Annotated in this window: 25 protein-coding genes; 7 read left to right on the top strand and 18 right to left on the bottom strand. The window is 69.9% G+C overall.

Translation table 11 applies throughout. The features are described 5' to 3' along the window. Positions 1-27 precede the first annotated feature (27 nt). Positions 28-168 carry a hypothetical protein gene (locus tag C5C17_RS18715; RefSeq protein ID WP_181028662.1) on the bottom strand — a complete coding sequence of 47 codons (141 nt, stop codon included), beginning with the start codon at positions 166-168 and terminating at the stop codon, positions 28-30. Between the two features lie 59 nt (positions 169-227). Then, positions 228-1628, bottom strand: a complete 1401-nt coding sequence (locus C5C17_RS17570) for a TrkH family potassium uptake protein (protein WP_104254690.1) — start codon at positions 1626-1628, stop codon at positions 228-230. A gap of 141 nt (positions 1629-1769) precedes the next feature. Here C5C17_RS17570 and nhaA point away from each other — a divergent pair, with 141 nt between their 5' ends. Next, complete coding sequence (gene nhaA, locus C5C17_RS17565; protein WP_104254689.1) at positions 1770-3128, top strand: Na+/H+ antiporter NhaA; 1359 nt, start codon at positions 1770-1772, stop codon at positions 3126-3128. On the opposite strand, the gene C5C17_RS17560 is transcribed toward nhaA, so the two are convergent. After that, a complete protein-coding gene (locus C5C17_RS17560; protein ID WP_104254688.1) occupies positions 3119-3637 on the bottom strand; it encodes a hypothetical protein in 519 nt (172 codons plus the stop codon). The genes nhaA and C5C17_RS17560 overlap by 10 nt on opposite strands. Before the next feature lie 432 nt (positions 3638-4069). Between C5C17_RS17560 and C5C17_RS17555 the strand changes: the two genes are divergently transcribed. Further along, positions 4070-4237, top strand: coding sequence for an MbtH family NRPS accessory protein (locus C5C17_RS17555; RefSeq protein ID WP_104254808.1), 168 nt, complete (start codon positions 4070-4072; stop codon positions 4235-4237). 76 nt (positions 4238-4313) lie between these two features. On the opposite strand, the gene C5C17_RS17550 is transcribed toward C5C17_RS17555, so the two are convergent. Beyond that, positions 4314-4721, bottom strand: a complete 408-nt coding sequence (locus tag C5C17_RS17550; RefSeq protein ID WP_104254687.1) for a low molecular weight phosphatase family protein — start codon at positions 4719-4721, stop codon at positions 4314-4316. Next, on the bottom strand, positions 4718-5089 hold the full coding sequence (locus tag C5C17_RS17545; protein ID WP_104254686.1) for a metalloregulator ArsR/SmtB family transcription factor: 372 nt from the start codon (positions 5087-5089) through the stop codon (positions 4718-4720). Before C5C17_RS17545 ends, C5C17_RS17550 begins: the two co-directional genes overlap by 4 nt. 100 nt (positions 5090-5189) lie before the next feature. Between C5C17_RS17545 and arsB the strand changes: the two genes are divergently transcribed. Then, positions 5190-6284, top strand: a complete 1095-nt coding sequence (gene arsB / locus C5C17_RS17540) for an ACR3 family arsenite efflux transporter (RefSeq protein ID WP_104254685.1) — start codon at positions 5190-5192, stop codon at positions 6282-6284. 45 nt (positions 6285-6329) lie between these two features. Beyond that, on the top strand, positions 6330-6740 hold the full coding sequence (locus C5C17_RS17535; protein ID WP_104254684.1) for an arsenate reductase ArsC: 411 nt from the start codon (positions 6330-6332) through the stop codon (positions 6738-6740). Positions 6741-6788: 48 nt separating this feature from the next. Here the strand turns inward: C5C17_RS17535 and C5C17_RS17530 are convergent, their stop codons facing one another. The 3 genes from C5C17_RS17530 to C5C17_RS17520 form a co-directional block, all read right to left on the bottom strand. Beyond that, a complete protein-coding gene (locus C5C17_RS17530; protein ID WP_104254683.1) occupies positions 6789-7304 on the bottom strand; it encodes a GAF domain-containing protein in 516 nt (171 codons plus the stop codon). A 106-nt stretch (positions 7305-7410) separates the two neighbouring features. Next, a complete protein-coding gene (locus C5C17_RS17525) occupies positions 7411-8031 on the bottom strand; it encodes a response regulator transcription factor (protein WP_104254682.1) in 621 nt (206 codons plus the stop codon). Continuing rightward, positions 8028-9152 carry a sensor histidine kinase gene (locus tag C5C17_RS17520; RefSeq protein ID WP_146079221.1) on the bottom strand — a complete coding sequence of 375 codons (1125 nt, stop codon included), beginning with the start codon at positions 9150-9152 and terminating at the stop codon, positions 8028-8030. Before C5C17_RS17520 ends, C5C17_RS17525 begins: the two co-directional genes overlap by 4 nt. Positions 9153-9379: 227 nt before the next feature. Here C5C17_RS17520 and C5C17_RS17515 point away from each other — a divergent pair, with 227 nt between their 5' ends. Continuing rightward, a complete protein-coding gene (locus C5C17_RS17515; protein WP_104254807.1) occupies positions 9380-10042 on the top strand; it encodes a hypothetical protein in 663 nt (220 codons plus the stop codon). A 412-nt stretch (positions 10043-10454) separates the two neighbouring features. Here the strand turns inward: C5C17_RS17515 and C5C17_RS17510 are convergent, their stop codons facing one another. From C5C17_RS17510 to C5C17_RS17480, 7 genes are all read right to left on the bottom strand, one after another. Then, a complete protein-coding gene (locus tag C5C17_RS17510; protein ID WP_104254680.1) occupies positions 10455-11162 on the bottom strand; it encodes an SDR family oxidoreductase in 708 nt (235 codons plus the stop codon). A 67-nt stretch (positions 11163-11229) separates the two neighbouring features. Further along, complete coding sequence (gene rfaE2, locus C5C17_RS17505) at positions 11230-12591, bottom strand: D-glycero-beta-D-manno-heptose 1-phosphate adenylyltransferase (protein WP_104254679.1); 1362 nt, start codon at positions 12589-12591, stop codon at positions 11230-11232. Next, positions 12588-13265: an SIS domain-containing protein gene (locus tag C5C17_RS17500; protein ID WP_258066281.1), complete on the bottom strand. Its 678-nt coding sequence runs from the start codon at positions 13263-13265 to the stop codon at positions 12588-12590. The genes rfaE2 and C5C17_RS17500 overlap by 4 nt, the downstream gene beginning before the upstream one ends. Beyond that, entirely contained in the window at positions 13262-14506 is a 1245-nt protein-coding gene (locus C5C17_RS17495; RefSeq protein ID WP_104254678.1) for a glycosyltransferase, read from the bottom strand. The genes C5C17_RS17500 and C5C17_RS17495 overlap by 4 nt, the downstream gene beginning before the upstream one ends. Continuing rightward, positions 14503-15510, bottom strand: coding sequence for a glycosyltransferase (locus C5C17_RS17490; RefSeq protein ID WP_104254677.1), 1008 nt, complete (start codon positions 15508-15510; stop codon positions 14503-14505). The genes C5C17_RS17495 and C5C17_RS17490 overlap by 4 nt, the downstream gene beginning before the upstream one ends. Beyond that, positions 15507-16550 (bottom strand): glycosyltransferase family 9 protein, encoded by a 1044-nt coding sequence (locus C5C17_RS17485; protein ID WP_104254676.1) that lies wholly within the window; start codon positions 16548-16550, stop codon positions 15507-15509. The genes C5C17_RS17490 and C5C17_RS17485 overlap by 4 nt, the downstream gene beginning before the upstream one ends. Continuing rightward, entirely contained in the window at positions 16550-17122 is a 573-nt protein-coding gene (locus C5C17_RS17480) for an HAD family hydrolase (protein WP_258066280.1), read from the bottom strand. Before C5C17_RS17480 ends, C5C17_RS17485 begins: the two co-directional genes overlap by 1 nt. A gap of 98 nt (positions 17123-17220) precedes the next feature. On the opposite strand from C5C17_RS17480, the gene C5C17_RS17475 reads away from it, so the two are divergent. Then, positions 17221-18216, top strand: coding sequence for a glycosyltransferase family 9 protein (locus C5C17_RS17475; RefSeq protein WP_104254675.1), 996 nt, complete (start codon positions 17221-17223; stop codon positions 18214-18216). Between the two features lie 6 nt (positions 18217-18222). Here C5C17_RS17475 and C5C17_RS17470 read toward each other — a convergent pair whose 3' ends face one another. Both C5C17_RS17470 and C5C17_RS19100 read right to left on the bottom strand, forming a co-directional pair. Next, positions 18223-19680, bottom strand: a complete 1458-nt coding sequence (locus tag C5C17_RS17470; RefSeq protein WP_104254674.1) for an amino acid permease — start codon at positions 19678-19680, stop codon at positions 18223-18225. 89 nt (positions 19681-19769) lie between these two features. Next, the gene (locus C5C17_RS19100) at positions 19770-21317 is read right to left on the bottom strand and encodes an aminotransferase class I/II-fold pyridoxal phosphate-dependent enzyme (RefSeq protein ID WP_104254673.1); all 1548 of its coding nucleotides are present in this window, start codon (positions 21315-21317) and stop codon (positions 19770-19772) included. A 75-nt stretch (positions 21318-21392) separates the two neighbouring features. Here C5C17_RS19100 and C5C17_RS17460 point away from each other — a divergent pair, with 75 nt between their 5' ends. Beyond that, complete coding sequence (locus C5C17_RS17460) at positions 21393-22298, top strand: LysR family transcriptional regulator (RefSeq protein ID WP_104254672.1); 906 nt, start codon at positions 21393-21395, stop codon at positions 22296-22298. Here C5C17_RS17460 and C5C17_RS17455 read toward each other — a convergent pair. Further along, the gene (locus C5C17_RS17455; RefSeq protein ID WP_104254671.1) at positions 22264-22776 is read right to left on the bottom strand and encodes a GNAT family N-acetyltransferase; all 513 of its coding nucleotides are present in this window, start codon (positions 22774-22776) and stop codon (positions 22264-22266) included. The genes C5C17_RS17460 and C5C17_RS17455 overlap by 35 nt on opposite strands. Positions 22777-22919 lie beyond the last annotated feature (143 nt).

Raw genomic sequence — 22919 nt, 5'->3', positions numbered from 1 at the left:
CCGTGATGCCGACACCTGTCAGGATGTTCAGCCAGCTGGCGTTGCCCGTTGCCCGTTGCCCGTCGCCAGGAGCCCGGCGGAGACGATCGTGAAGACCAGGCCAACTAGGAACAGGACCAGCCCGAAGGTTCCGGCGTTCCGCCTGCTCTCATTGCGCATGGACTGCATGGTCGGCACTGTAGTGGTCTCTTCCTGAAGCTCGGGTCCTTCGAGGTGCCGGCGCGCGGCTACCCGATGACCGGGCGCTCCTCCGGCAGGGTGAAGAGCACGTTGCGCTGACGCACGGCGAGCGCCGTCGCGAGCGCGATCGGGCCGACTCGACCCATGAGCATGAGCGCGGAGAGCACGTACTTGCCGAAGGGGTTGAGCTCCTCGGAGAGGCCGATGGAGAGCCCGCACGTCGCGAACGCCGAGATGACCTCGAAGAGCGCACGGTCGAGCCCGACCGGGTTCGTCAGCATGATCATGGACGTGGAGACGAGCACGAGCGTGGCCCCGAGGAAGGTGACGCTGATCGCGAGACGCTGCGTGCCGACCGGGATGCGGCGGCCCGCCACGTTCACGTGCTTGGTGCCTCGGGCTTCGGCGACGATCGCGAGGAACAGGACGGCGAGAGTGGTGACCTTGATGCCGCCGGCGGTCGAGGCGGAGCCGCCGCCCACGAACATGAGCGCATCCGTGAACAGCCAGGCCGTCGGCGACGACATAGCGGGATCGACGATCGAGAAGCCCCCGGAGCGCATCATGACCGAGGCGAAGAGCCCGTGGAAGATGCTGTCCGGCACCGAGCGCTCCCCGATGGTGGCGGGGTTGTTCCACTCTGCGACGCACCAGCCGACCGCGCCGAGAGCGAGGAGGATGAGCGTCGTCGCCAAGGTGAGCTTCGTGTGCAGCGTCCACTGCTTCCGCACCCAACGCGCTCGGATCAGGTTGAGGAAGACGGGGAAGCCGAGGCTGCCGACGAACACGCCGACCATGATCGGGATGAGGATCGCGAAGTTCCCGTCGAAGGTGGCGAGCCCCTCCGCGTGCAGGGTGAAGCCCGCGTTGCCGAACGCGGACACCGCGTAGAAGAGCCCGTGCCAGAGGCCGAGGCCGAACGACCCCTCGGTTGCGGCGAACGCCGGCACGAGCACCACCATGAGGGCGGCCTCGATCGTGAACGTGGTCAGCAGCACCACGCGGAGCAGTCGCCACACATCCCCGAGTCCGGACGCGCCGATGACCTCCTGCGCGAACACCTTCCCTCCGACTCCGAGCCGCCGCGTCACGATCCGCGCCAGCAGCAGTGCCAGCGTCACCACTCCGAGACCACCGGTCTGCACGGCGAAGAGGATGACGATCTCACCGAAGAGCGACCAGTGCTCGGCCGTGTTGACGGTGGTCAGCCCGGTCACGGTGACCGCGGAGACGGCAGTGAAGAGCGCGTCGTGGAAGGCCGTCGCTGTTCCGTCGGCGGCAGCGATCGGCAGGGAAAGAAGGCCCGCGAAGACCAGCGCGGCGATGACGAACACCAGCACTGCCGCTCGGGCGGGCCAGCGGGTGACGAATCGGTTGAGCGCTCGGGAGAACCACGACCCGGTCGTCGGTGCTGCCCCAGCAACGGGGGCGGGCTCACTGCCGAACATCGTTCTCCTCCGTCGCCTGCTCGTTGCCACGAGCTGCTGATTCTGGTCGATGCATCAGGTTCACGACGGTAAAGTGTGCCGCGGTGTGTCGGGAAGCCTGGTCGAGGATGTCCTGTCGTCGAACCCGTCTGGAGCACCACCGTGTCCGAAACGCCGTCCCCGACCACCGAGCAGACCCCGGTCGCCGTTCCCGCTCGAGGAAGCTACCGCGAATCCCGCCGCATCGGCGACATCCTCCGCAAGGAGACCGTCGGGGGAGTGCTCCTCGCCGTCATGGCCCTCGTCGCGGTCGTGTGGGCCAACTCGCCCGCCGCTGACAGCTACTTCGCGCTGCGCGACTTCCGCATCGGATACGAGCCCTGGCATTTGGAGCTGAGCTTGGGGGCCTGGGCCGCCGACGGCCTGCTGGCGATCTTCTTCTTCATGGTCGGTCTCGAGCTGAAGCGCGAGTTCGTCTCCGGGGACCTGCGCAGCTTCCGGACGGCCGCAGTGCCGATCGCGGCAGCCGTCGGAGGCGTCGCGGTGCCGGCCGGCATCTACGCGCTCGTGGTCGCGCGCTCGCCTGAGCTGCTCGGCGGCTGGGCCATCCCCACCGCCACCGACATCGCCTTCGCAGTCGCCGTCCTCGCGCTCATCGGCTCGCATCTGCCGAGCCCGCTCCGGATCTTCCTGCTCACGCTGGCCGTCGTGGACGACCTGCTCGCGATCAGCATCATCGCGATCTTCTACACGGACACCATCGACCTGGTGCCGCTGCTGGTCGCCTTGGGGGTCATCGCCGTGTACGGCGTCATCGCGCAGCGCTACCGGAGCCTCTTCGACCGTCACGCGTTCGCCGCGTGGCTCGTGCTGCTGCCCATCGGCGTCGTCGCCTGGGCGTTCCTGCACGCCTCCGGCATCCACGCCACCATCGCAGGAGTCCTGCTGGCCTTCACGATCCCCGTCCTGCAGGGGAAGGGCTCCGAGACGCCGGACCGTGCTGGTCTCGCGGAGGAGTTCGAGCACCGCTTCCGTCCGATCTCGGCGGGCATCGCCGTCCCGATCTTCGCGTTCTTCTCGGCAGGGGTCGCCGTGGGAGGTGCCGACGGCTTCCTGTCCGCGCTCACGGACCCGGTCACGATCGGTGTCGTCGCGGCGCTCGTGCTCGGCAAGCCCATCGGGATCGTCAGCACGACATGGCTCGTCACCCGGTCGAAGCGATTCACGCTCGACCCGCAGCTGCGGTGGGTCGACATCACGGGGGTGGCGCTGCTGGCGGGAATCGGCTTCACCGTCTCCCTCCTGATCGCCGAGCTGAGCTTCCCGGCAGGGTCCCCGGAACAGGATCACGCGAAGGTCGCGATCCTGCTGGCCTCCGTCATCGCGGCGGCCGCGGCAGCGGTCATCCTGGGCGCGCGGAACCGCAAGTACCGGCGGCTGAGCGAAGCGGAACGCGTCGACGCGGATGGCGACGGCATCCCGGACGTGTTCCAGACGGCCACGGATCGGACTCAGAAGTAGTCGCTCATCGCGGCTGCCGCGATGCTGCGCTCCTCCACGTCCCGCCATCGCAGCGCACTGTCGGACGCTGTTCCGGCGGGGCGCTGGATGTGCGCGGCGAGCCGGCGGCTCAGCCCTTCTGGCGACTCGCAGCCGGTGACGTCGAGCAGGACCACGTCGACGGATTCGCCGAGCTCGCGCTCCAGTGACGCGTGCACGCGCATCGCCAGGCCGGCGGCCGCCGAGTCGAGCCGATGGTCCGTCGCATCCGCCGCGTACACCACGATGAAGTGCGCGAACTGCCCGTAGCGTCGCGCTTCGACGACCGCATCCTTCAGGACGGCCTTCAGCTGCCGACGCGCGGTCTGCGGTGTCGATGACGTTCGGAGGTCGATGGCCACCACGAACGCTCGCGCGCTCATGGTGAGGGATGCGGGCCGTTCGGCCCGGCAGTCGACAACCCCGGACGAGGCGGCGAACGCCTGCAGATGGGGGAGCTGGTCGCCGAAGAGAAGCGAGGGGCGGGGCATAGGTGGGGTCCGTTCTTCTGCGAAACGATCGTTCGATCGCTGCCGACCAGACTTCCCGGCGCACCAAGCCCGCAAGGGCAGGAGGCCAACACTAGTCCGAGTTGCGCGCGAACGGTGGCGCCCGGCCGGCAGTACCGAACCACTCGGGGGCGAGCCGACGCAGGGACTCGAGAACCTGATAGCCGACTGATGCTCCTCGGAACTGTCACCTCTTTGTGACGATTGGCCCGCCCTGCGCGTCTCCTCTACAGCACCACCGAAGTGCCCCGAACCGGACCTCTGATCGCGCGGAGAACGCCGTCGCCGACCGGCGAGGTGACAGACCGGTTCGCCTCGACGGACTGCCCTCTCGACGAGCCCAACGAGAAGCCACCGGGGCCCACGGTGCGCGAACGACGACACCGACACGACCCCAAGAAACGCGGCATCAGCATGAACAGCCCCCTCGAGCCCGCAGCACCGCACGTGATCGTTGTCGGCGACGAGCAGGGCCATCTGGCACTCTGGCCCGACTTCGTGGCCCCTCCTGTCGGATGGGCAGTCGAGTTCGGCCCCGCGTTCAGGGAGGAGTGCCTTGCGTACGTCGAAGGTCGGCGCTGACGCAACCTCATGCGGACAGTTCGAATCCGCGCCGGCAGCTCTGTGTTTGGACTCACACGAGTGCGACGTCCTGGCGTCAGAGGCGCGTCAGCAGATCGCTGACTCGCGCTCGAATGTCGTCGCGGACGAGGCGCATGCGTTCCATGCCTTCGATACCCCGCTCGGAGGGCTCGTCGGTGATCCAGGTCTCGAGCTCCACGCCGGCAGTCGCGGGCACGCGTGCCTCCGCGCCGAGGACGACGATGAGGTCGGCCGCGTCGATCATCTCCGGCGTGAGCTGCTTCGGATGCTCGTCGCCGACGCTCACGCCGATCTCGGCGAGCGAGTCCACGGACTGCTGATTGAGTGCGGCGCCGGGCTTGGTGCCCGCGGACGTGACGTGCACTCTCGGGCCGGCGATGGAGCGCATGAGGGCTGCCGCCATCTGCGATTTGCCGCCGTTCTTCTGGCAGACGAAGACGATGTCCCTGGGGGTGGAGGTCATCGGACGGCTCCGGCGAGTTCGTTGCTGGTGAGGAGGGCGGCGAGTGAGTCGAGCGCGCCGGGGACGAGGCTGAAGTAGGCCCACGAGCCGCGCTTCTCGCGGGAGAGGATGCCCGCATCGACCAGGATCTTCAGGTGGTGGGACACTGTGGGCTGCCCGAGCCCGAGCGGCTCGGTCAGGTCGCAGGCGCACGCCTCCGCTTTCTCCTGCGCCGCGATCATCGAGATGAGCCGGAGTCGGGCCGGGTCGGCGATGACTTTGAGGGTGCGGGCGAGCTTCTCGGCGTTCTCCGCGGAGATCGCCTCGTCGGTGAGGGGCTCGCAGCACGCGGTCACGTCGGTGAGCGGCAGGAGTTGCGTGAACGACATCTGAACGTCCTCCAAGGAAATTGACAGTCATCGATACCCTAGCCATACTCGTATCGATCCGCATCAATATCTACTGAGATCAATATCTCTCTGGAGCTTCATGACTGCTGTCACCCCACCCGTCAAGCTCGGCACCACGGACCGGTTCCTGCCGGTCTGGATCATCGCGGCCATGGCCCTCGGCCTCGCTCTCGCAGTGTTCGCCCCCGCGGTCGGGGAAGCGCTGCACTCGTTCGAGATCGGCTCGGTGAGCCTCCCGATCGCCATCGGGTTGCTGGTGATGATGTATCCGGTGCTCGCGAAGGTCCGCTACTCGGATGCCCGAGCGGTCGCGGGGGACCGGAAGCTGCTGATCTCCTCGCTCGTCATGAACTGGCTCGTGGGACCCGTCCTCATGTTCGCCCTCGCCTGGCTGCTGCTGCCGGATCTGCCCGAGTACCGCACCGGGCTCATCATCGTGGGGCTTGCTCGCTGCATCGCGATGGTGCTCATCTGGAACGACCTCGCCTGCGGCGACCGGGAAGCGGCCGCGTTCCTCGTGGCTGTGAACTCCGTGTTCCAGGTCATCATGTTCGGGGCGCTCGGCTGGTTCTACCTGCAGCTGCTCCCATCCTGGCTTGGCCTGCCCACGACCAGCGCGGACTTCTCGTTCTGGGCGATCACCCTCAGCGTGCTCGTGTTCCTCGGCATCCCGCTGCTCGCCGGCTACCTCTCCCGCCGCATCGGGGAGTCCACGAAGGGACGCGACTGGTACGAGTCCCGGTTCCTGCCCAGGGTCGGGCCGTTCGCGCTCTACGGGTTGCTGTTCACGATCGTCATGCTCTTCGCCCTCCAGGGGCAGCAGGTCATCGACCGTCCCTGGGACGTCGCCCGCATCGCCCTGCCGCTGCTCATCTACTTCGCCGTCACGTTCCTCCTCGGCTTCGGACTCGGGAAGCTCGTGGGGCTCGGCTACGAGCGCACCACGACGCTCGCGTTCACGGCGGCGGGCAACAACTTCGAGCTCGCCATCGCCGTCGCCATCGGCACGTTCGGCGCGACCAGCGGGCAGGCCCTCGCGGGCATCGTCGGGCCGCTCATCGAGGTGCCCGTGCTCGTGGCCCTCGTCTACGTCGCCCTCTGGCTACGCCCGCGACTCTTCCCGCCCGCAGCAACCACCCCGGCACCCGCTGCGTCGACGTCGGCCCTCGTCTGACCCCGTTCCACACACCTCTCCACTCACTTCTCTGAAAGGCCCCTGATGTCCACGAAACCTTCCGTGCTCTTCGTCTGCGTCCACAACGCCGGCCGCTCCCAGATGGCCGCCGGCTACCTCACCGCCCTCGCAGGCGGGCGTATCGAGGTGCTCTCCGCGGGGAGCGAGCCGAAAGACCAGATCAACCCCGTCGCCGTCGCGGCCATGGCCGAAGAGGGCATCGACATCGCCGACAACACCCCGAAGGTGCTCACCACGGAAGCGGTCCAGGCCTCCGACGTCGTCATCACCATGGGCTGCGGCGACGCCTGCCCGTTCTTCCCCGGCAAGCGGTACGAGGACTGGAAGCTCGACGACCCCGCAGGCCAGGGCATCGACGCCGTGCGCCCTATCCGCGACGACATCAAGCAGCGCGTCGAAGCGCTCATCGCTGACCTGCTGCCAGAGGTGGCGTAGCCGACCCTGACCGATCTCAGCCAGCGACCTGCCGACCGCGCGACGAGGCTACCGCCGCTTCCCGTGGGACGAGCATGCCTCCGGGCCCGAAGACAGGCGCAGGATCCGCCTGGCGAGCAGCTCGGCGAGCACAACCGCCTGCCGCACCTGCACCGGACTGAAGCCCGCAGGCGTGCTCGAGTACATGTCCACCGCCCCGACAGGCAGTGGCCCGACGAACATCGGGAACGCGAACAGCGCACCGACCTGCTCGTGCGAGACCGCATCCCTGAACGCCGACCACCGGTGCGCAGGGAGCGCTGTCACGTTCTCGGTCAGCACCGGCTTCTTCGTCGCGATCGCATCCCAGCACGGCCCCTCGCGGAGGTTGAACTGGAGCTCGTCGATCCGGGCCGCCACCCCGTTCGACGCTGACACCGTCGCGTTGCCCAGAACGTCGCCGATGGTGGAGACTGACACGCCCGTCACTCGGAACGTCTGCAGGAACAGGTCAGCGGTGCACTCCACGGAGTCCACGGGCGTCGCCAATGTCTCCAACGCCCGCTCGAAGCGTTCTCGTCGCATGGAGAGACCTCCTCGGCTCCACAACTTCGGTCGCCCTGAGCGTACGGCGGGCGGACGTCGAGACGCACCGGGTAGCCACGGCGGGCCAGGCGTGGTAGCGACGGCGTCACAGCCAGTCCCGCTCGTGGGCCGTCCTGGCGGCGTCGTGGCGCGTGGCCGTGTTCATCTTCTGCATCGCCCTGGAGAGGTAGTTGCGGACTGTGCCCGGGGCAAGATGCAGCCGCTTCGCGATGTCTCGGACGGAGTACCCGTCGCGCGTCTCACGCAGCACGTCGACCTCTCGGTGCGTGAGCGGCGAGTCATCGGCCATGGCGGCTTCGAGGATGTCGCGGGCGATCCACCGCTGTCCCGAGTGGACGCGTTCGATCGCCTCCACGAGGTCATCCGGGTCGGAGGCCTTGCTGATGAAGCCGAGCACCCCGAGGTCGAGGGCGCGGCGGAGGACGCCGGGTCGTGCATGCCGGGTGAGCATGAGCACCCGTTGGGTGGGTCGCGTGTCCAGGATCTGAGCGACGGCCTGCATGCCGTCCCTGCCGGGCATCTCGAGGTCGATGACCAGCACGTCGGGTTCGTGCTTGATCGTGACGGCGACGGCTTCGTTCCCGTCGCTCGCGAGGCCGACGATCTGGATCGTGCCGTCGAGGGGCAGGAGGGCGGAGAGTGCTGCGCGGATGAGGAGTTCGTCGTCCGCGAGCACGACACGGACAGGGTCGCCACCGCTGCTCATTGCTCGGTTCCTGCCGGAGTGCCGTCGAGCGGCGGGTCGATGCGGGCCGCGACGGTGAAGGTGGGCGGTGCGTGCTGCACCGACAGCGTTCCGCCGCTCGCTTCAAGCCGTTCGCGGAGGCGTGCGAGACCACGCAGCGGCGCATGCTCGGCCCTCACGCCGTCGTTCGTGATCTCGATGCGGTCGGGTCCAGCGGTGATGGTGACGTGCGTGGGGCTGGCGTGACGCAGCAGGTTCGTCGTCGCTTCACGCAGGACCTGCGCGAGCAGCTCGTGCGGATTCGTGCCCGACCCGTCCGCGACCTCGGTGGTGACGTCGATGCCCGCCGCCTGGCACAGCTTCTTGGCGTTCTCGAGCTCGGCCGGCAGATTGAGTCGGCGCCGAGCGTAGGCGAGCGTCCGCGTCTCCTCGATGGTGTGGCTGGTGAGCTGGCGGATGTCCGCCAGTTCGCTGACGGCCTGGTCGGGGTCCGTGCGGACGAGGCGGTGCGCGAGAGCCGCTTTGAGCTTGATGACGTGCAGCGTGTGGCCCTGGATGTCGTGCAGGTCGCCGGCGAAGCGCATCCGCTCCTTGGCGACGGCCAGCTCGGCCTCCGTCCTGGCCGCCTGTTTGAGGCGCCGAACGACGAGCCAGACGTGCTCGCTGAAGACGATGACCCCGCTGATGAACAGCGTTCCGACGGCGGGGGAGGCCAGGTAGAGGGCGGCGAGCTCCCACGTCACCCGGTGGAAGAGGAACGCGCTCGCGCCGAGTGCGGAGACTCCCGCCGCGAACACGAGGAACCACAGCGTTCGCCTCCGCGTCCGGGCGAGGAGCATGGCCCCGACGAGCGACAGCGGGACGAAGCTGATGGGGCTGGATGCGGTCAGCGAGCCGATGCCCCACCCCACCGCGGTGAAGATCAGCGCGAGCATCGCCCGCCGCGGGTAGCGGTCGAGGTTCCATTCGCGGAGCACCCCGAGGGTGAGGAGGTAGCCGATGGCGGCCGTCGCGCCTTCCCACCACGACGCGGCGGTGACCGCGACGCCGAGGAGGCTGAGCGGGGCGATGGCCGCCACCGCCGTGATCATCGCCAGCTGCCGCATCCGCTGCTCGGACGGAACCTCAGCCTGCTCCACCATGTCGACGCTCACCTCCGTGTCTCGGCGTCCCGCTGCCTGATCGTGCGTCCGACGGGCACCTTCGCGATCAGCGCAGCAACAAGCATGCCGAGCGCAACGTACTGCAGGGCCTTCAAGGTTCACCAACTCTGGTCAGATCCGAGCCGTCCCGGTAGTGACGCAGTGTCACGATGATGCGTGACACCGCGTCACTACCGCTCGCTCTCGTCGTCCGGTGGGGTGGGAGCATGACCTCAGCACCCGTTCGAACGAAGCAGCACTCACACCTTCCGCGTTGGCGGCATCCGGTTCGCCTCATCCGAGGCAACGCGCGCGCCTACATCTGGCTCAACATCGCCGCGTACGGACTCACCGCCGTCGGCTTCGTGCTCGGAATCGTCTTCCCGGGACTCCAGGCGGCGCGAGTCGACGCCCTCGAGGACGACGGCACAGCGGGGCTCGTGCAGGACCTCGTGCTCACGCCACCGCTGTTCGCGCTCGTGATCCTCGCCGTCAACATCGGCAAGGTCGGGCTGGGCTTCATCATCCTGCCGTCGCTCGTCGTGCCGTTCGCCGGCCTGGGCCTGTTCGCCTACTTCGCAGTGGAGACCGGCATCACCCTCGCCCCCACCTCGCCGATCGCCTGGGTGCAGCTCATCCCGCACTCGCTGACGCTCGTCATCGAGCTGCAGGCCTACATCCTCCTGCTGCTCGGCGCGTGGCTCCTCGGGCGATGCTGGCTCCTCCCGCGAACAGTCGGCGCCCCCAACCGGCGACGCGGCTACCTGCGCGGCCTGCGGAGCACGGGGGCGCTGGCCGTGCCAGCGCTTGCCCTGCTCATCGTCGGGGCGATATGGGAGGCCTACTCGCTCCGCTACTTCATCCACCCGCTCGCAGAGTGGCTGCTGTGACCGCATGGCCGCTGCCGGAACAGGTCAGCCGAGCGTGGTGATGATCGAGATCGCTTCGGCGATCCCGTCTTCACGTGGTGCACGGTGGCGACGAGGAGGCGAAGCCCGCGGCGACGGGTGGCTTCGACAAGCGCGCGCCCGCGCGCGACCGGGTCGCCCATCGCCATGGAACCGAACCCGGCGTACGAGGGAAAGCTCTCGTTCCAGCCACTCATAGCTCCTCGAGAGTCTGCGCTGACGAGATGCTTGCGGCCGGCTGACGCCACCTTCGAACCGCGATCGCGGAAGCCAAATCGACAAGCACTGCCCAGGCGGACGTCATCAACGCGATCCAGGCGATCTGGACCGAAGAGATCTGAGTCGACTGGACGAGCAGGCAGGTACTCGGCCGGTGCGGCAGGAGCCCTGCCCCTCACGGCCAGCTCGGCTCCTCCTCGGGGAAGATCGCGAGCTCCCGCACCTCCACGCCTTGCGGCTGCTGCAGCACGAACACGACCGACCGGGCAACGTCGGCCGGGTCGTTCAGCTGCGCATCCGGGCCCGGCTTGTACTGCTCCGTGCGTCCGTCGAAGAACTTCGTGCGCATGCCTGCCGGGATGAGGGTCGTGACCCCGAGCCTGCCCCGCGTCTCCGCGGCGAGGGCGCGCGAGAAGCCGAGCACCGCGAACTTCGACGCCGAGTAGGCCGTCGCGTCGGACAGCGGACGCAACGCGAGCGACGAGGCCACCGTGACGACGCGGCCATGCGACGCCTCCAGATACGGCAGGGCCGCGCGCACCGTCGAGACCGTGCCGAACAGGTTGACGGCGACGATCCTCTCCCACTCCTCGCCGCTCAGTTCCTCGAGCTTCGCCGGCCGGTCGATGCCCGCGGCCGTGACCACCGCATCCAGACCGCCGAGCTCTTCCGCGACCTCGATCACCGCGCGCTCGACGGCGGGCCGGTCGGTGACGTCGACGTCGCGGGCGAGCACACCGGACGCGACGCCGCCCGTGTCGAGATCGAGCACGACCGGCGTACCGCCGGCCTCGACGACCGCGTCGGCAACGGCGGCACCCAGGCCGGACGCGCCACCCGTGACGAGCACACGCCCGACGGGGCGAAGGGGAGTTGCTGGCATGGAGATTTCTCCTTTGATCGTGGACTTCATGAATGGAATGGGTCGAGCGGGAAGGGGGGGCGCCTGATCACCCGACGGCCGCGAGCGCCGCGGCGAGCGACGTCGTCGAGTGCCCGAGGTGGAAGGGAACCGTGACCGTGCGCCCACCCCACTCGGCGAGGAGCTTCGTCTCGGGGAGGGCGTCCACGCTGTAGTCGCCGCCCTTCACCCAGACATCCGGGCGCAGGCGTGCCAGGAGCGTCTCCGGGCTGTCCTCCTCGAAGACGACGACCGCGTCGACCATGCGCAGCGCGCTGAGCAGCTCGACGCGGTCGGCTTCGCCGATGATCGGTCGCTGCTCGCCCTTCAGTCGGCGCACCGAGTCGTCCGAGTTCAGGCACACGATGAGGCAGTCGCCGAGCCCGCGCGCCGTCTCGAGGGTGCGCGCGTGCCCGGCGTGGAGCAGATCGAAGCATCCACCGGTCGCTACGACCGTGCCGCCTCGGGCGCGCACCGACGCGATCAGCTCCTCGGCGTCGCCGCCCGGAAGATGGGAGGGGTGCGGATCGGGTCGGACGATGGATGCGACGCCGCCAGCACGCAGGAACGCGCCGGCCGTGTCGATGGCCGCGCGAACCGCATCCTCGAGGTCGTCGCCGGCTGCGATCCGCGTCACCGCAGTCGCCGCGAACCGGTCACCCGCACCGCACGTGTCCGCGGCCTGCACCGGTTCCGCAGGCAGGACCACCGGCTGCCTTGCATCCCCGGCGCCGTCGTCGGAACGTGCGAGGAGCGCCCCGCGCTCCCCGAGGGTGACGGCAACGGCGTCGCATCCCCACCGCTCGAGCAGCTGGGCGGCGGCGACGGCGGGGTCGGTCTGCCCGGTGAGGCCGCTCGCCTCGGCGAGGTTCGGGGTGACGAGGGTCGCCGCGGCGACGGGCCGTTCGCCGCGTGGATGCGGATCCCAGACGAGCGGGGCCCGCCCTGCGACGGAGTCCAGGGCTGCCCGGATCTCCGGGCAGCGTGTCACGCCGCGGCCGTAATCGGCGACGAGGACGGCATCGGCGGCGGCGATGGCGGCGAGCATCTCCGAGCTCGCCGCGATCGGTGGCGGGGGAGCGCAGCCGTCGTCGATTCGCGCGAGCGCATGCCCGGCGGCATGGAGGCGCGTCTTGACGGGCGTCGGCGCGTTCGAGGGGCCTGCGACGACGCGTACCCCCGCGAGCGATGCCCGCAGGGTGCGGGCCGCCGTGTCATCGGAGAGCACCGTGACGAGCTCGACCTCGTGCCCGTCGGCGGCGAGCAGCGTGGCCACGAGGCCGGCACCCCCGGCCCGGTGCGTGCGGCTGTCGAGCTGCACCACGGGAACCGGAGCGTCCGGAGCGAGCCGCGTCGCGGAACCATCGAGGTCCTCGTCGAGGAGCGTGTCACCGACCACGGTGATCCTCATCGGGTGCCCCTCCGCTCCTCCTGGCCGCGCACGACGCCATCGAAGACCTCGCACAGGGCGTGGATGGCGGCGAGCTGGCACTCCTGCACGTGGGGAGACGGCGCATCCAGGCAGATCGCGTCGTCGGCGACCTCGGTGAGGGGGTTCGGCCCGGCCCCGGTGAGCGCCCAGGAGGTGGCGCCGATGTCTCGGGCGGCCGACGCCGCACGCAGCAGGTTCTCGCTCGACCCGCTGGTCGACAGCAGCAGGAGCAGATCCCCCGAGCGGGCATGGGCCTGCACCTGTCTGGCGAACACCTGCGCGTAGCCGTAGTCGTTGCCGAGCGCCGTCAGGCTGGACGTCTCGGCGCTCAACGCGATCGCCGAGAATGCCTGCCGGTCGCCGCGGTACCTGCCGACCAGCTCCGCGGTCAGATGCTGCGCCTCCGCAGCCGAGCCGCCGTTCCCGGCCACGAGCAGGCGGTGTCCGCGCCGGAGTCGCCGCGCGAGCTCGAGCCCCCACTGCTCGAGGTGCTCGGCGTGCAGCTCGGTGGCGTGGGCGGCGTCGCGCAGGCCGCGCAGGTGCTCGCGGACCACCTCGCCGGGTCGCGCCAGCTGACGGTCGACGGTCCCCGCGACCGTCTGCGCCTCGGTTCCCGTCCCCGCGTTCGCAACCCGCGCGCCGACGGCGGTCACGAGGCGGCCCCTGCGAGCTGCTGCGACCGCTGGCTGGCCAGCGCCATCGTCTCCGCGTAGATCTGCTCGGTCGTCGCCGCGACCCGGTCCCACGTGTACCGGGTCTCGACCCTCGCCCGCCCGGCTCTGCTCATGGAGGCGCGCAGCGCAGCGTCGGTGAGGAGCTTCACGAGTCCATCGGCGAGCGCGCGCTCGTCGCGTGGCCGCACGAGGAGTCCAGTGGACCCGTCGACGACCGTATCCGCCAACCCGCCGACACGCGCCGCCACGACGGGCGCACCGCACGCCATGCTCTCGAGCGGCACGATCCCGAACGGCTCGTACCAGGGCGTGCACGCCACCACGTCCGCAGATCGCAGCAGCGAGGGCACGTCCTTCCGCGGCACCTGCCCGCGGAAGCGGACCCGGTCGGCGACGCCCAGCTGACTGGCGACCTTGCGAAGACGCTCGACCTCCGGGTCGGGAGTCACGCCCGCACCGGAGGCGCCGACGACGACGAGCTCCACGTCCGTCACCCCGCGCTTCGGGAGCAGCGTCATCGCCCGGATGACGAGCTCCACGTCCTTGCGCGGCACGAGCCTGCCGATGCTGAGGATGCGCAGCGCCGCACCGCGCCGGTCGACGGGGCCGTCCAAGGTGAACTCGTCCAGGTCCACACCGCAGGGCGCGATCCGGACGCGGTCGCGCCTCACGCCCATCGCCGCCAGTTCGTCGACCTCGTCAGCGCAGGTGGCGACGACCATGTCCACCTCGCGACCGACGCGTGGTTCCAGCCAGGCGCGCTGCGGCGGGCTCGTGTCCGCCGCCCCCTGGTGCCGTCGCTTCACCGTGCCCAGCGCGTGGAACGTCTGCAGCACCGCGGGCGGGGACGAGGATGCGCGGGCCGCGTCGGCGGCGGCGAGACCTGACATCCAGAAGTGGCCGTGCACGACGTCCGGCGGGCCGTTCGCCGCCCAGTCCGCGGCGACACCGGCCGCCAGCTCGGGCATGTACGGCAGCAGGTCGTCCTTCGGGATGCGCGCCGCGGGCCCGGCGGGCACGTGGACGACCTCGACGCCGGCGTCGAGCTGCACCCGCTCGGGAAGGGCCTCGTCGTCGCGTCGCGTGTACACCGTCACCGCGTGGCCGCGTCTCGCGAGTGCTCGCGAGAGCGCCGCGACGTGCACGTTCTGTCCGCCCGCGTCGACGCTGCCGGGGGTGGCCAGCGGGCTCGCGTGCTCGGAGATCATGGAAATCTTCATCGGTTCGCTCCTTCGCTTCTGTGGTGTGCCTGGTTGCTGTGGTTCGCGGTGCGGTTGCGTCTGGCCGCGAACGTGTCGAGCTCGTCGTGGAGCAGCGCATCCCACGCGTCGAGGAAGCGCTGCAGGCCGAAGTGCTCGAGCACGAATGCTCGGGCGTTCGAACCACGGCGCCTCGCCTCCTCCGGGTCCTCGATGAGCCGGACGGCTGCCTTGCGGAGCTCGCCGATGTCCGTCGAGATGGCGCCAGCCTCCGGAGGCACGGCCCGGTGCGCCTCCGTGGTGGCGAGGGCGAGCACGGGCATCCCCAGGTGCATCGCCTCGAGCAGGGAGAGGCCGAGGGAGGTCCAGCGGAACGGATGCAGGTAGGCGCGCCTGCGGGCGAGCTCCGCGTGCATCCGCGCCGTCGGCAGGTCGCCGACCGGTCGAATCGCGCTGCCGGGCAACGCTGCGGGCAGCAGGTCCGTGGCGATGCCGAAGGCGTCGACGGGCGCGACCTCCGCGAACGAGGGCAGCAGGTCGGTGCCCGTCACCCGCCAGCGGCGCACTGGCTCGTTGATGACGACGCCGAGCGTGGGCAGCTCACCCGTGTAGCGGTGACCGGGGTCGGGCACCCCGTGCTCGATGACCCGCGTCGCGGCCGGGCCGCAGTCCCAGACGAGGTCGTTGAAGTGCGTGACGTGCACGATCGTCACCGCGTCGTCGGCGAGGGGATGCCGCTCGGTGACAGGGAACATCTTCGGAGTGTTGTGCTCCACGAAGACCGCCGGGATGTCGTGGCCGGGGGTGCACCCGAGATGCTCGATGACCAGCCCGAACTCCTCGAGTCGCTGCAGCACGACGATGTCGACGTGTTCCTCACGCAGCAGGGCGAGGGGGACCGCGCGCGCGTGTGCGGGCAGCGGCGGCGGCTCCTGGCCGGGAGCGACCGGCACCAGGTACTCGTGCGCGCCCGACAGGAAGCCGTTCGCCCACCCGCCATGCATGTACCAGACGAGAATCCTCATCTTCGAAGTCTTGCTGCTCCTCCTTCTCCAGAAAGGTGGTTGACAGATCGGAGAACTTCCGCTGCGCTGACCCCTGTCAGGCACGGGTGGCCGGGTATCGGGCACTCCCTGGCGCGGGAGTTCCGGCACGGCGCATCCTGGTCGCCGAGCACGACGGAGGGCACCAGGTAGGGGCCCCAGCGGATGCTCGGCACCACCGGCGCGAAGAGACTCACGATGGGCGTCCCCACGGCGACCGCGAGGTGCGCCGGGCCGGTGTTGCCGACGACGACGACCTGCGCCGCCGCGAGGACGCCGGCGAGCTGAGGAAGATCGCAGCGTCCCGCCAGGTCGAGGGCACCGGGGGCGGCGGCGCGGATTCGGGAGGTCAGCCCGCGTTCCGCCGAGGACCCCGTGAGCACCACTCGCGTGCCCTGCGCGGCGAGGGCCGCGGCGGACTCCGCATACCGCTCGACCGGCCAGGTCCTGGCTGGGACCGCGGCGCCCGGATGCAGGACGACGAAGGGTTTCCGACCCAGGACGTCGGTCATGTCCGGGACGTCGTGGACGCGCATCCGAGCGTCGTCGAGCTCCGGCAGCGGGAAGCCCGCGGCGGCGGCGATGGCGAGCGCCCGCTCGGGCTCCGGGATGTCCTCGGGGAGGTCCTCACCCGGCCGGAGGCGAACGTCGAGGAGCGACCCCGGGTAGTCCACGGAGGCGCCGGCGATCCGAGCCACGCCCGCGAGGCGGAGCGCGAGGGCAAGGGGCAGCGGGGACTGGTGGAAGGACGTCAGGATCACGGCCTCGTCGACGTCCGCCGCTCGCACGAGGCTCAGCAGCTCAGCCAGATGCTCCTCGTCCATGGTCGGCGCGGGGTTGGAGATCCACGGCGCATCCCAGACCAGCACGCGCTCCACGCCCGGCAGCATCCGGGCGGCGTCGGCGCCCCTCGGGCCGCACAGCATGACGACCGGTGCCTGGTTCGCCACGGCGCGCACGGCGGGGCCGGCGAGCAGCACATCCCCCATGCTGTCGAGCCGCGCGACGAGCACCCGCCGCATCAGCCCTCACTCCGCTCATCGCTCGCGCGGGCGGGCAACGGCGCGCCGCCCGCCAGCAGCAGCTCGACGGCGTCGGCGAGGGTGTCGGAGACGGACGATGCAGCGGCGACCTCCTCCGGGCGAGTCGCCGAGGTCGGGACGAGCACCGACCGTGCTCCCGCCGCGTGCGCGGCATCCAGGTCAGCCGCGATGTCGCCGACGACGGCCACCTGACTCGCCTCGAGGCCGAGAGCAGCCGCGGCCGAGCGCACCATGCCGGGCTTCGGCTTCCGGCACTCGCAACCATCCTCAGGACCGTGCGGGCAGTACCGCCACACGTCGAATCCGCCGAACAGCTCGTCGACCCTGGCGTTGACGGCCTGCACCTGCGCCTCGGTGAGCAGTCCTCGGGCGACGCCCGACTGATTGCTGACGACCCCGACGCGCAGACCCGCCTCGCGAACCCGAGCAACAGCGTCGAGGGCCGTCGGCATCGGCTGCACGAGCGACGGATCGCCGTTGTAGGGAATGTCGACGACCAGCGTCGCGTCGCGGTCGAAGAGCACCGCTCGAAGCGGAACCGGATCTGGCACGGGGCCTCCTCTGCACGGAACGGGTTCCGGAGTAGTAGACACACGAAGCCTGAAGATTTCTCACAGCCGTCGCCCGTTCGCGTATGCAGAATCGTCGGATGCGCACATTCGCGGAGCCAGCAGCCCGGCGCGACAGCGGCCGGCCGCCCACCCTTCTGGCCCTGCGGGCGCTGAAGCTCGGTGATCTGCTCGTCGCGGTGCCGGCCCTGAAAGCTCTCAAGCGTGCACATCCAGGCCACGAGCTCGTCTACGCGGGCCCGGCCTGGCTCGCCCCCGTCCTCGAGCTGATCCCAGCGGTCGACGCGCACCTGCCGACCCCGGGGCTCGATGATCTGCTTCCTCTCTCGCCAGGCAAGGTCGATGTCGCCGCGAACCTGCACGGCAACGGGCTTGAGAGCCGCCGCATCATCTCCGCACTCCAGCCCCGCCGTCGGATCGTCCACGGCGCGCCCGCCGATCCGACCGCCGGTCTCGAGGCCGACGCGGGCCCCGGATGGCAGGACGGAGTGCTGGAGCGGCACCGGTGGGCGCGCCTCGTGAACGCGTTCGGCGCAACTGCTGACCCGGACGACGTCGGCATTCTCGTGCCAGCCGCGCCCCCGCCGGTCCTCGGGGCGGCGGTCGTGCACGTCGGGGCCTTCTACGGGTCACGCCAGTGGCCTGTGGAACGCTTCGTCGCGGTCGCGAAGGCGCTCACGGCGGACGGGCTGCGCGTCGTCGTCACGGGGGACGGCGGTCGCGATCTGCCCAGAGCTCGGGCCGTCGCCGCGGCCGCTGGCCTCGACGCCACCGCCGTGCTGGCCGGCAGCCTCGACCTCACCGGCTTCGCCGCCACGATCGCGGCGGCTGCCGTCGTCGTGACGGCCGACACGGGGGCCGCGCACCTCGCATCCGCCTACGGAACCCCGTCCGTCGTGATCTTCGGGCCGGCCCCGCCCGAGGAGTGGGGGCCGCCGCCCGGACCGCACGTCGTGCTCACCGATGCGCGTCTCCGCCGCGGCGACGCGTTCGCCAGCGAACCCGACCCCGCCCTGCTCGCGGTCGGCGCGGACCAGGCGCTCGGCGCGGCCCGAAGGGTGCTGCGTTCGTGCTAAGGCGCGCTACTCCGTCTCGTCGAGCGGATGCGCGATGGTCGGGATCGAAGCCGTGAGCGGGCGCCCCTCCCGCTGCAGCTTGCGCTTCCGCAGCTGCCAGAGCACGGTGAGGATGAGGAACCAGACGGGAGCTGCGAGGAACGGCAGGCGCGTGTCGTCGCCGTAGATGAGCGTGCCGGCGATGAAGGCGAAGAACGCGAGCACCAGCCAGGGCGCGACGCGTGCCATCGGCATCTTGAACTTCGACGCGCGGTGCTTCTCGGGGAAGCGTCGCAGGTACACGATGTAGCTCACGACGATGGAGCCCCACGTGAAGAGGATGAGCGTCGCGCACATCGACGAGACGAACGTGAAGGCCGCGATGACCTCGTCGCCCGCGAAGAGCAGCGGGATCGCGGAGAACAGGAAGACACAGGTGAAGAAGACGGCCTTCGTCGGCACGCCCTGCCCGCTGGTCGACGCGAACGCCTTCGGTGCGTGCCCATCCTTCGAGAGGCCGAAGAGCATCCGCGTACCCGAGTACAGGCCGGAGTTGGCGCTCGACGCGGCCGAGCTGAGCACGACGAGCTGGATCGCGAACGCCGCGAGGCCGAAGCCGGCGATCGCGAGCGTCGACACGAACGGGCTCTTCCCCGGCTCGATCTTGTCCCACGGCGTGACGCTCATGATGACGATGAGGGCGCCGACGTAGAAGATCAGGATGCGTGCGACGATCGAGTTGATGGCCTTCGGCAGCGTCTTGCGAGGGTTCTCCGTCTCCGCGGCGGCCGTGCCGACGAGCTCGACGCCGATGAACGAGAAGATGCCCATCTGGAAGCCGAGCACGAACCCGCTCGCGCCCATCGGGAACATCCCGCCGTGCTCCCACAGATTCGAGAGGGTCGCGGTGTCGCCGTCGGGGCTCTGGAACCGGGTCAGGATGAGCACGATCCCCACGGCGATGAGCCCCAGGATGGCGACGATCTTGATGATCGCGAACCAGAACTCGGTCTCACCGAACCACTTCACGGGCTGCAGATTCAAGACCGTGAGAACGACCACCGCGACGAGCGCAGGCAGCCAGCTCGGGATGTCGGCGTTGAACCACTGCACGTACGCGGTGATGGCGACGATGTCGGCGACGCACGCGATGACCCAGGAGAACCAGTAGTTCCAGGAGACGAAGAACCCGGCCCATGGGCCGAGCATGTCCTTCGCGATGTCGCCGAACGTCTTGTAGTGCAGGTTCGAGAGCAGCAGCTCGCCGAGGGCTCGCATGATGAAGAAGACGAAGAACCCGATCACCATGTAGACGAAGATGATCGACGGCCCCGACACGCTGATGAGCTTCCCGGAGCCGAGGAAGAGCCCCGTCCCGATGGCGCCGCCGATGGCGATGAGCTGCAGGTGCCGATTCTTGAGGCCGCGCTGCATCTCGCCCTGCGGAGGTTTCGCGGTTGTGCTCGCGGTGGTGGTCGTGGACATGACACTCCTTTGTGCTGATGCCTTGATGGTGAAGGTGACTGCTGGGGTTGACGGGGATCGAGGTCTGACGGCCGCTGCCGGCTGCAGGGTCAGGCGACCACGCGGAACGTGGTCAGGGCCGGGTCGTTGGCGCCGCGGACGTATCCGGAGGGGGCTGACCCCGTGTGCCTGAGGAAGTCGACGACCTCCTGGCTGAGCACCTCGCCCGGCAGCACGTTCGGCACCCCCGGCGGGTACGCGGCCAGGGAGTCGGCGGAGATGCGGCCGACCGCCGCCGTGTACGGCACCGTCTCGACGGCGCTGAAGAACGCGTCCGAGAGGCCCATGGCCCGCTCGCAGCTCGCGGGCAGCGAGACCGGACGAACGGGCTCGACCTCCGCCTCCGGCAGTGCCTGCAGGGCGCCCCAGAGCCGGTCGACGTCGACCCGCGCCGTCGCGCCGACGAGCACGAGCAGGGCTGAGGGGGTCGAGAGCTCGCAGTACACGCGGTGGTCGCGAAGCAGCTGGTAGTGCGCATCCGTGCCCGTGATGCCGGCGCCGCGCGTGTCGATGGCGATCTTGAAGGGGTCGTTGGCGATCGCGTCCGGGCTGGCCAGGATGTCGGGCGTCGCGTCCCGGTAGCGACGGTCGTCGTGCACGAGCCCGCGAATGCGCTGGGCGGAGGCGAGGGCCGCTTCGACTGCGTCCGGCCGTGTCACGAGGTGCCTTCTCGCTTCGTCGAGCGAGGCGAGGAGGAGGGCGCTGCAGCTCGTCGACTGGTACGAGCGCACGACCCGGTCCACGAGCGACTCGAGCCGCTGGGCGTGCGGCCCGTGCCCGAGCTGCAGCATCGCAGACTGCGTGAGCGAGCCCGCCCCCTTGTGGGTGCTCGAGATGACGAGGTCGGCGCCCAGCCGGGCCGCGTTCGTGGGCAGCGCCGGGTGCATCCCGAAGTGCGAGCCCCACGCCTCGTCGACGATGAGCGGCACCCCGTGACGGTGCGCGACGGCGGCGATCGCGGCGACGTCGGCGACAGCGCCGAAGTAGCTCGGGGTGACGATGTAGACGGCCGCAGACTCGGGATGCTCGGCGAGGGTCGCGGCGACCTGCGCCGCAGTCACGCCGTGGGCCGCCCCCAGCCCGGAGTCGACGGCCCCGTGCACGAAGTGCGGGGTGAGGTTCGCGTGCGTGATGCCGTCGATGACGCTCGAGTGCACGCTGCGCTGCACCGCGAACTCGGCACCGAGGCCACGGACGACGGTCGTCGCGACATGGTTGCCGCCCGATGCGCCGTTGGTCGTGAACCAGACGCGACTCGCACCCCACGCATCCGCGGCGAGATCCTGGGCGCGCATGAGCGGGGTGACGCGGCCCGGCGTCGTGAGGCGCCACGTCTTCTGGTCGACACCGCTGAAGAGCATGGGGAAGTCGAGGGTCAGCGCGTCGGCACCCACGAGGCTGGCCACTCCGGGCGCGTTCAGGGCCTTCGCATGGTGGGCTGGCACGTGCATCCGCTGCCAGTCGTGGGAGGCGAGGGAGCGGAGGGCGTCGGCGTACGGGATCTCGAACTGCGCTCGCGGGATGTGCCGTTCGGCTGCCGTCGTGGTGTCGTCGTCCTGAGCGGCGCTGCTCGGGACGGGTGCGTAGAGGATGGACATGGGTTCAGGTTAGGAACGAAGTCAGGACGGCGATATAGCAGGATCCTGCCGCCAGTGACATACGGTCTATGTGTGATGAACCTGCAGCAGTTCCGTGTGCTCCTCGCCGTCCAGGAGTACGGGAGCCTGACGGGAGCGGCGAAGGCGCTGCAGTACGGGGTGCCGACCGTAACGCACCACCTGCGCAGCCTCGAGTCGCACCTCGGCGCCCGGCTCGTCATCCGCGGGCGACGGGGCACGTCGCTGACTCCGCTCGGGGAGTCGTTCGCCGCAGATATCGCGCACGCGGTCGCGCGCATCGACCGGGCAGAGCAGACGGTCGCCGACCAGCGCGACGCCGGGGTCGTCACCCTGCGGGTCGGCACGTTCGCGTCGATGGGGTCGCGCCTGCTGCCCGCCGCGATCGCCGCACTGCAGAAGCGAACGTCGGTGCGCGTCGAGGTGGTCGAGGGGGAACCGACCGAGATCGTGCGGATGCTGCGCAGCGGCGAGGTGCACGCGGGGCTCATCTTCGACGTGTCCGTCGAACCCGCGTTTGTCGTCCCCGATCTGGTGCTGCAGCGGCTGCTCACGGAGCCGTACCGCGTGATGGTTGCGCGGGACAGCGAGTGGGCGGCGCGCGACAGCATCGACTTCGCCGACCTGCGGGATGTGCCCTGGGTGTTCAGCCGCAGCAACGACGAGGCCTCGGACCGCGTGCTGCGCCGAGTCGGTCAGTCGCTCGGCTACCCGGTGCGTGAGCTGATGCGCACCGACGACCTGTACATGATCCACGGCCTCGTTGCAGAGGGGCTCGGCTTCGCCCTCTCGACGGATGCCGCCATCGACCCCGACTTCGACGTCGTGCTGCGGCCCGCCGTGCAGGACCTGGGGGAGCGGCACGTGTCGTTCGTCACCCGCCGCGGTTCCGTGCCGACGGCCGCGGGCTGGCTCGCGGAGATCCTGCTCAGCGGCCGAGCGACCGCAACGGCTCCCCGGTGAGTCGGAACGTGTCCCACTCGTCCATCGGGAACGCCCCGAGGCTTCTGTAGAACCCGATCGACGGCTCGTTCCACTTCAGCACCGACCACTCGAGGCGCCGGTACCCCTTCGCTGTGCACTCCTGCGCAAGCGAGCTGAGCAGCGCCTTCCCGATGCCCCCGCCGCGCGCATCCTCCCGCACGAAGAGGTCCTCCAGCCAGATGCCGTGCTCACCCTCCCACGTCGAATAGCTCAGGAACCAGAGGGCCATGCCCTGCAGGTGCGGAGCACCCGCCCGGGCATCGGCGTCGGCCTCACCTGGCGTTTCGGCGACCGTCGCGAACACGGCAGGGTGCTCGCCGAAGAAGCTCCGATGGAGCTGCTCCTCGGTGGTCTTGACCGCGTCCGGTTCGCGCTCGTAGATCGCGAGCTCGTGGATGAGGTCCAGGATCTGCGGGACGTCGGCGGGGGAGGCGGGGCGGATGATCGGCTCGGTCACGGCACGACGCTAACAGCAGGTCGATCGGATTCGCCGGTGGTCGGAATCCTGTGGTAGCTTCCCGGCAGGACATGTAACTGGTCAGGCAGGCAGGATCCGAACGCTTCACTCACGTGACGGCGATCGGGTCCTTTTTTTGTGCC

It is taken from the genome of Pseudoclavibacter sp. RFBA6 (assembly GCF_002931575.1).
In the GTDB taxonomy this organism is placed as follows: Bacteria; Actinomycetota; Actinomycetes; order Actinomycetales; family Microbacteriaceae; genus Pseudoclavibacter; species Pseudoclavibacter terrae.
Note: the sequence above shows the minus strand (reverse complement) of the source record. Positions and strands in the feature narration are given on the sequence as shown.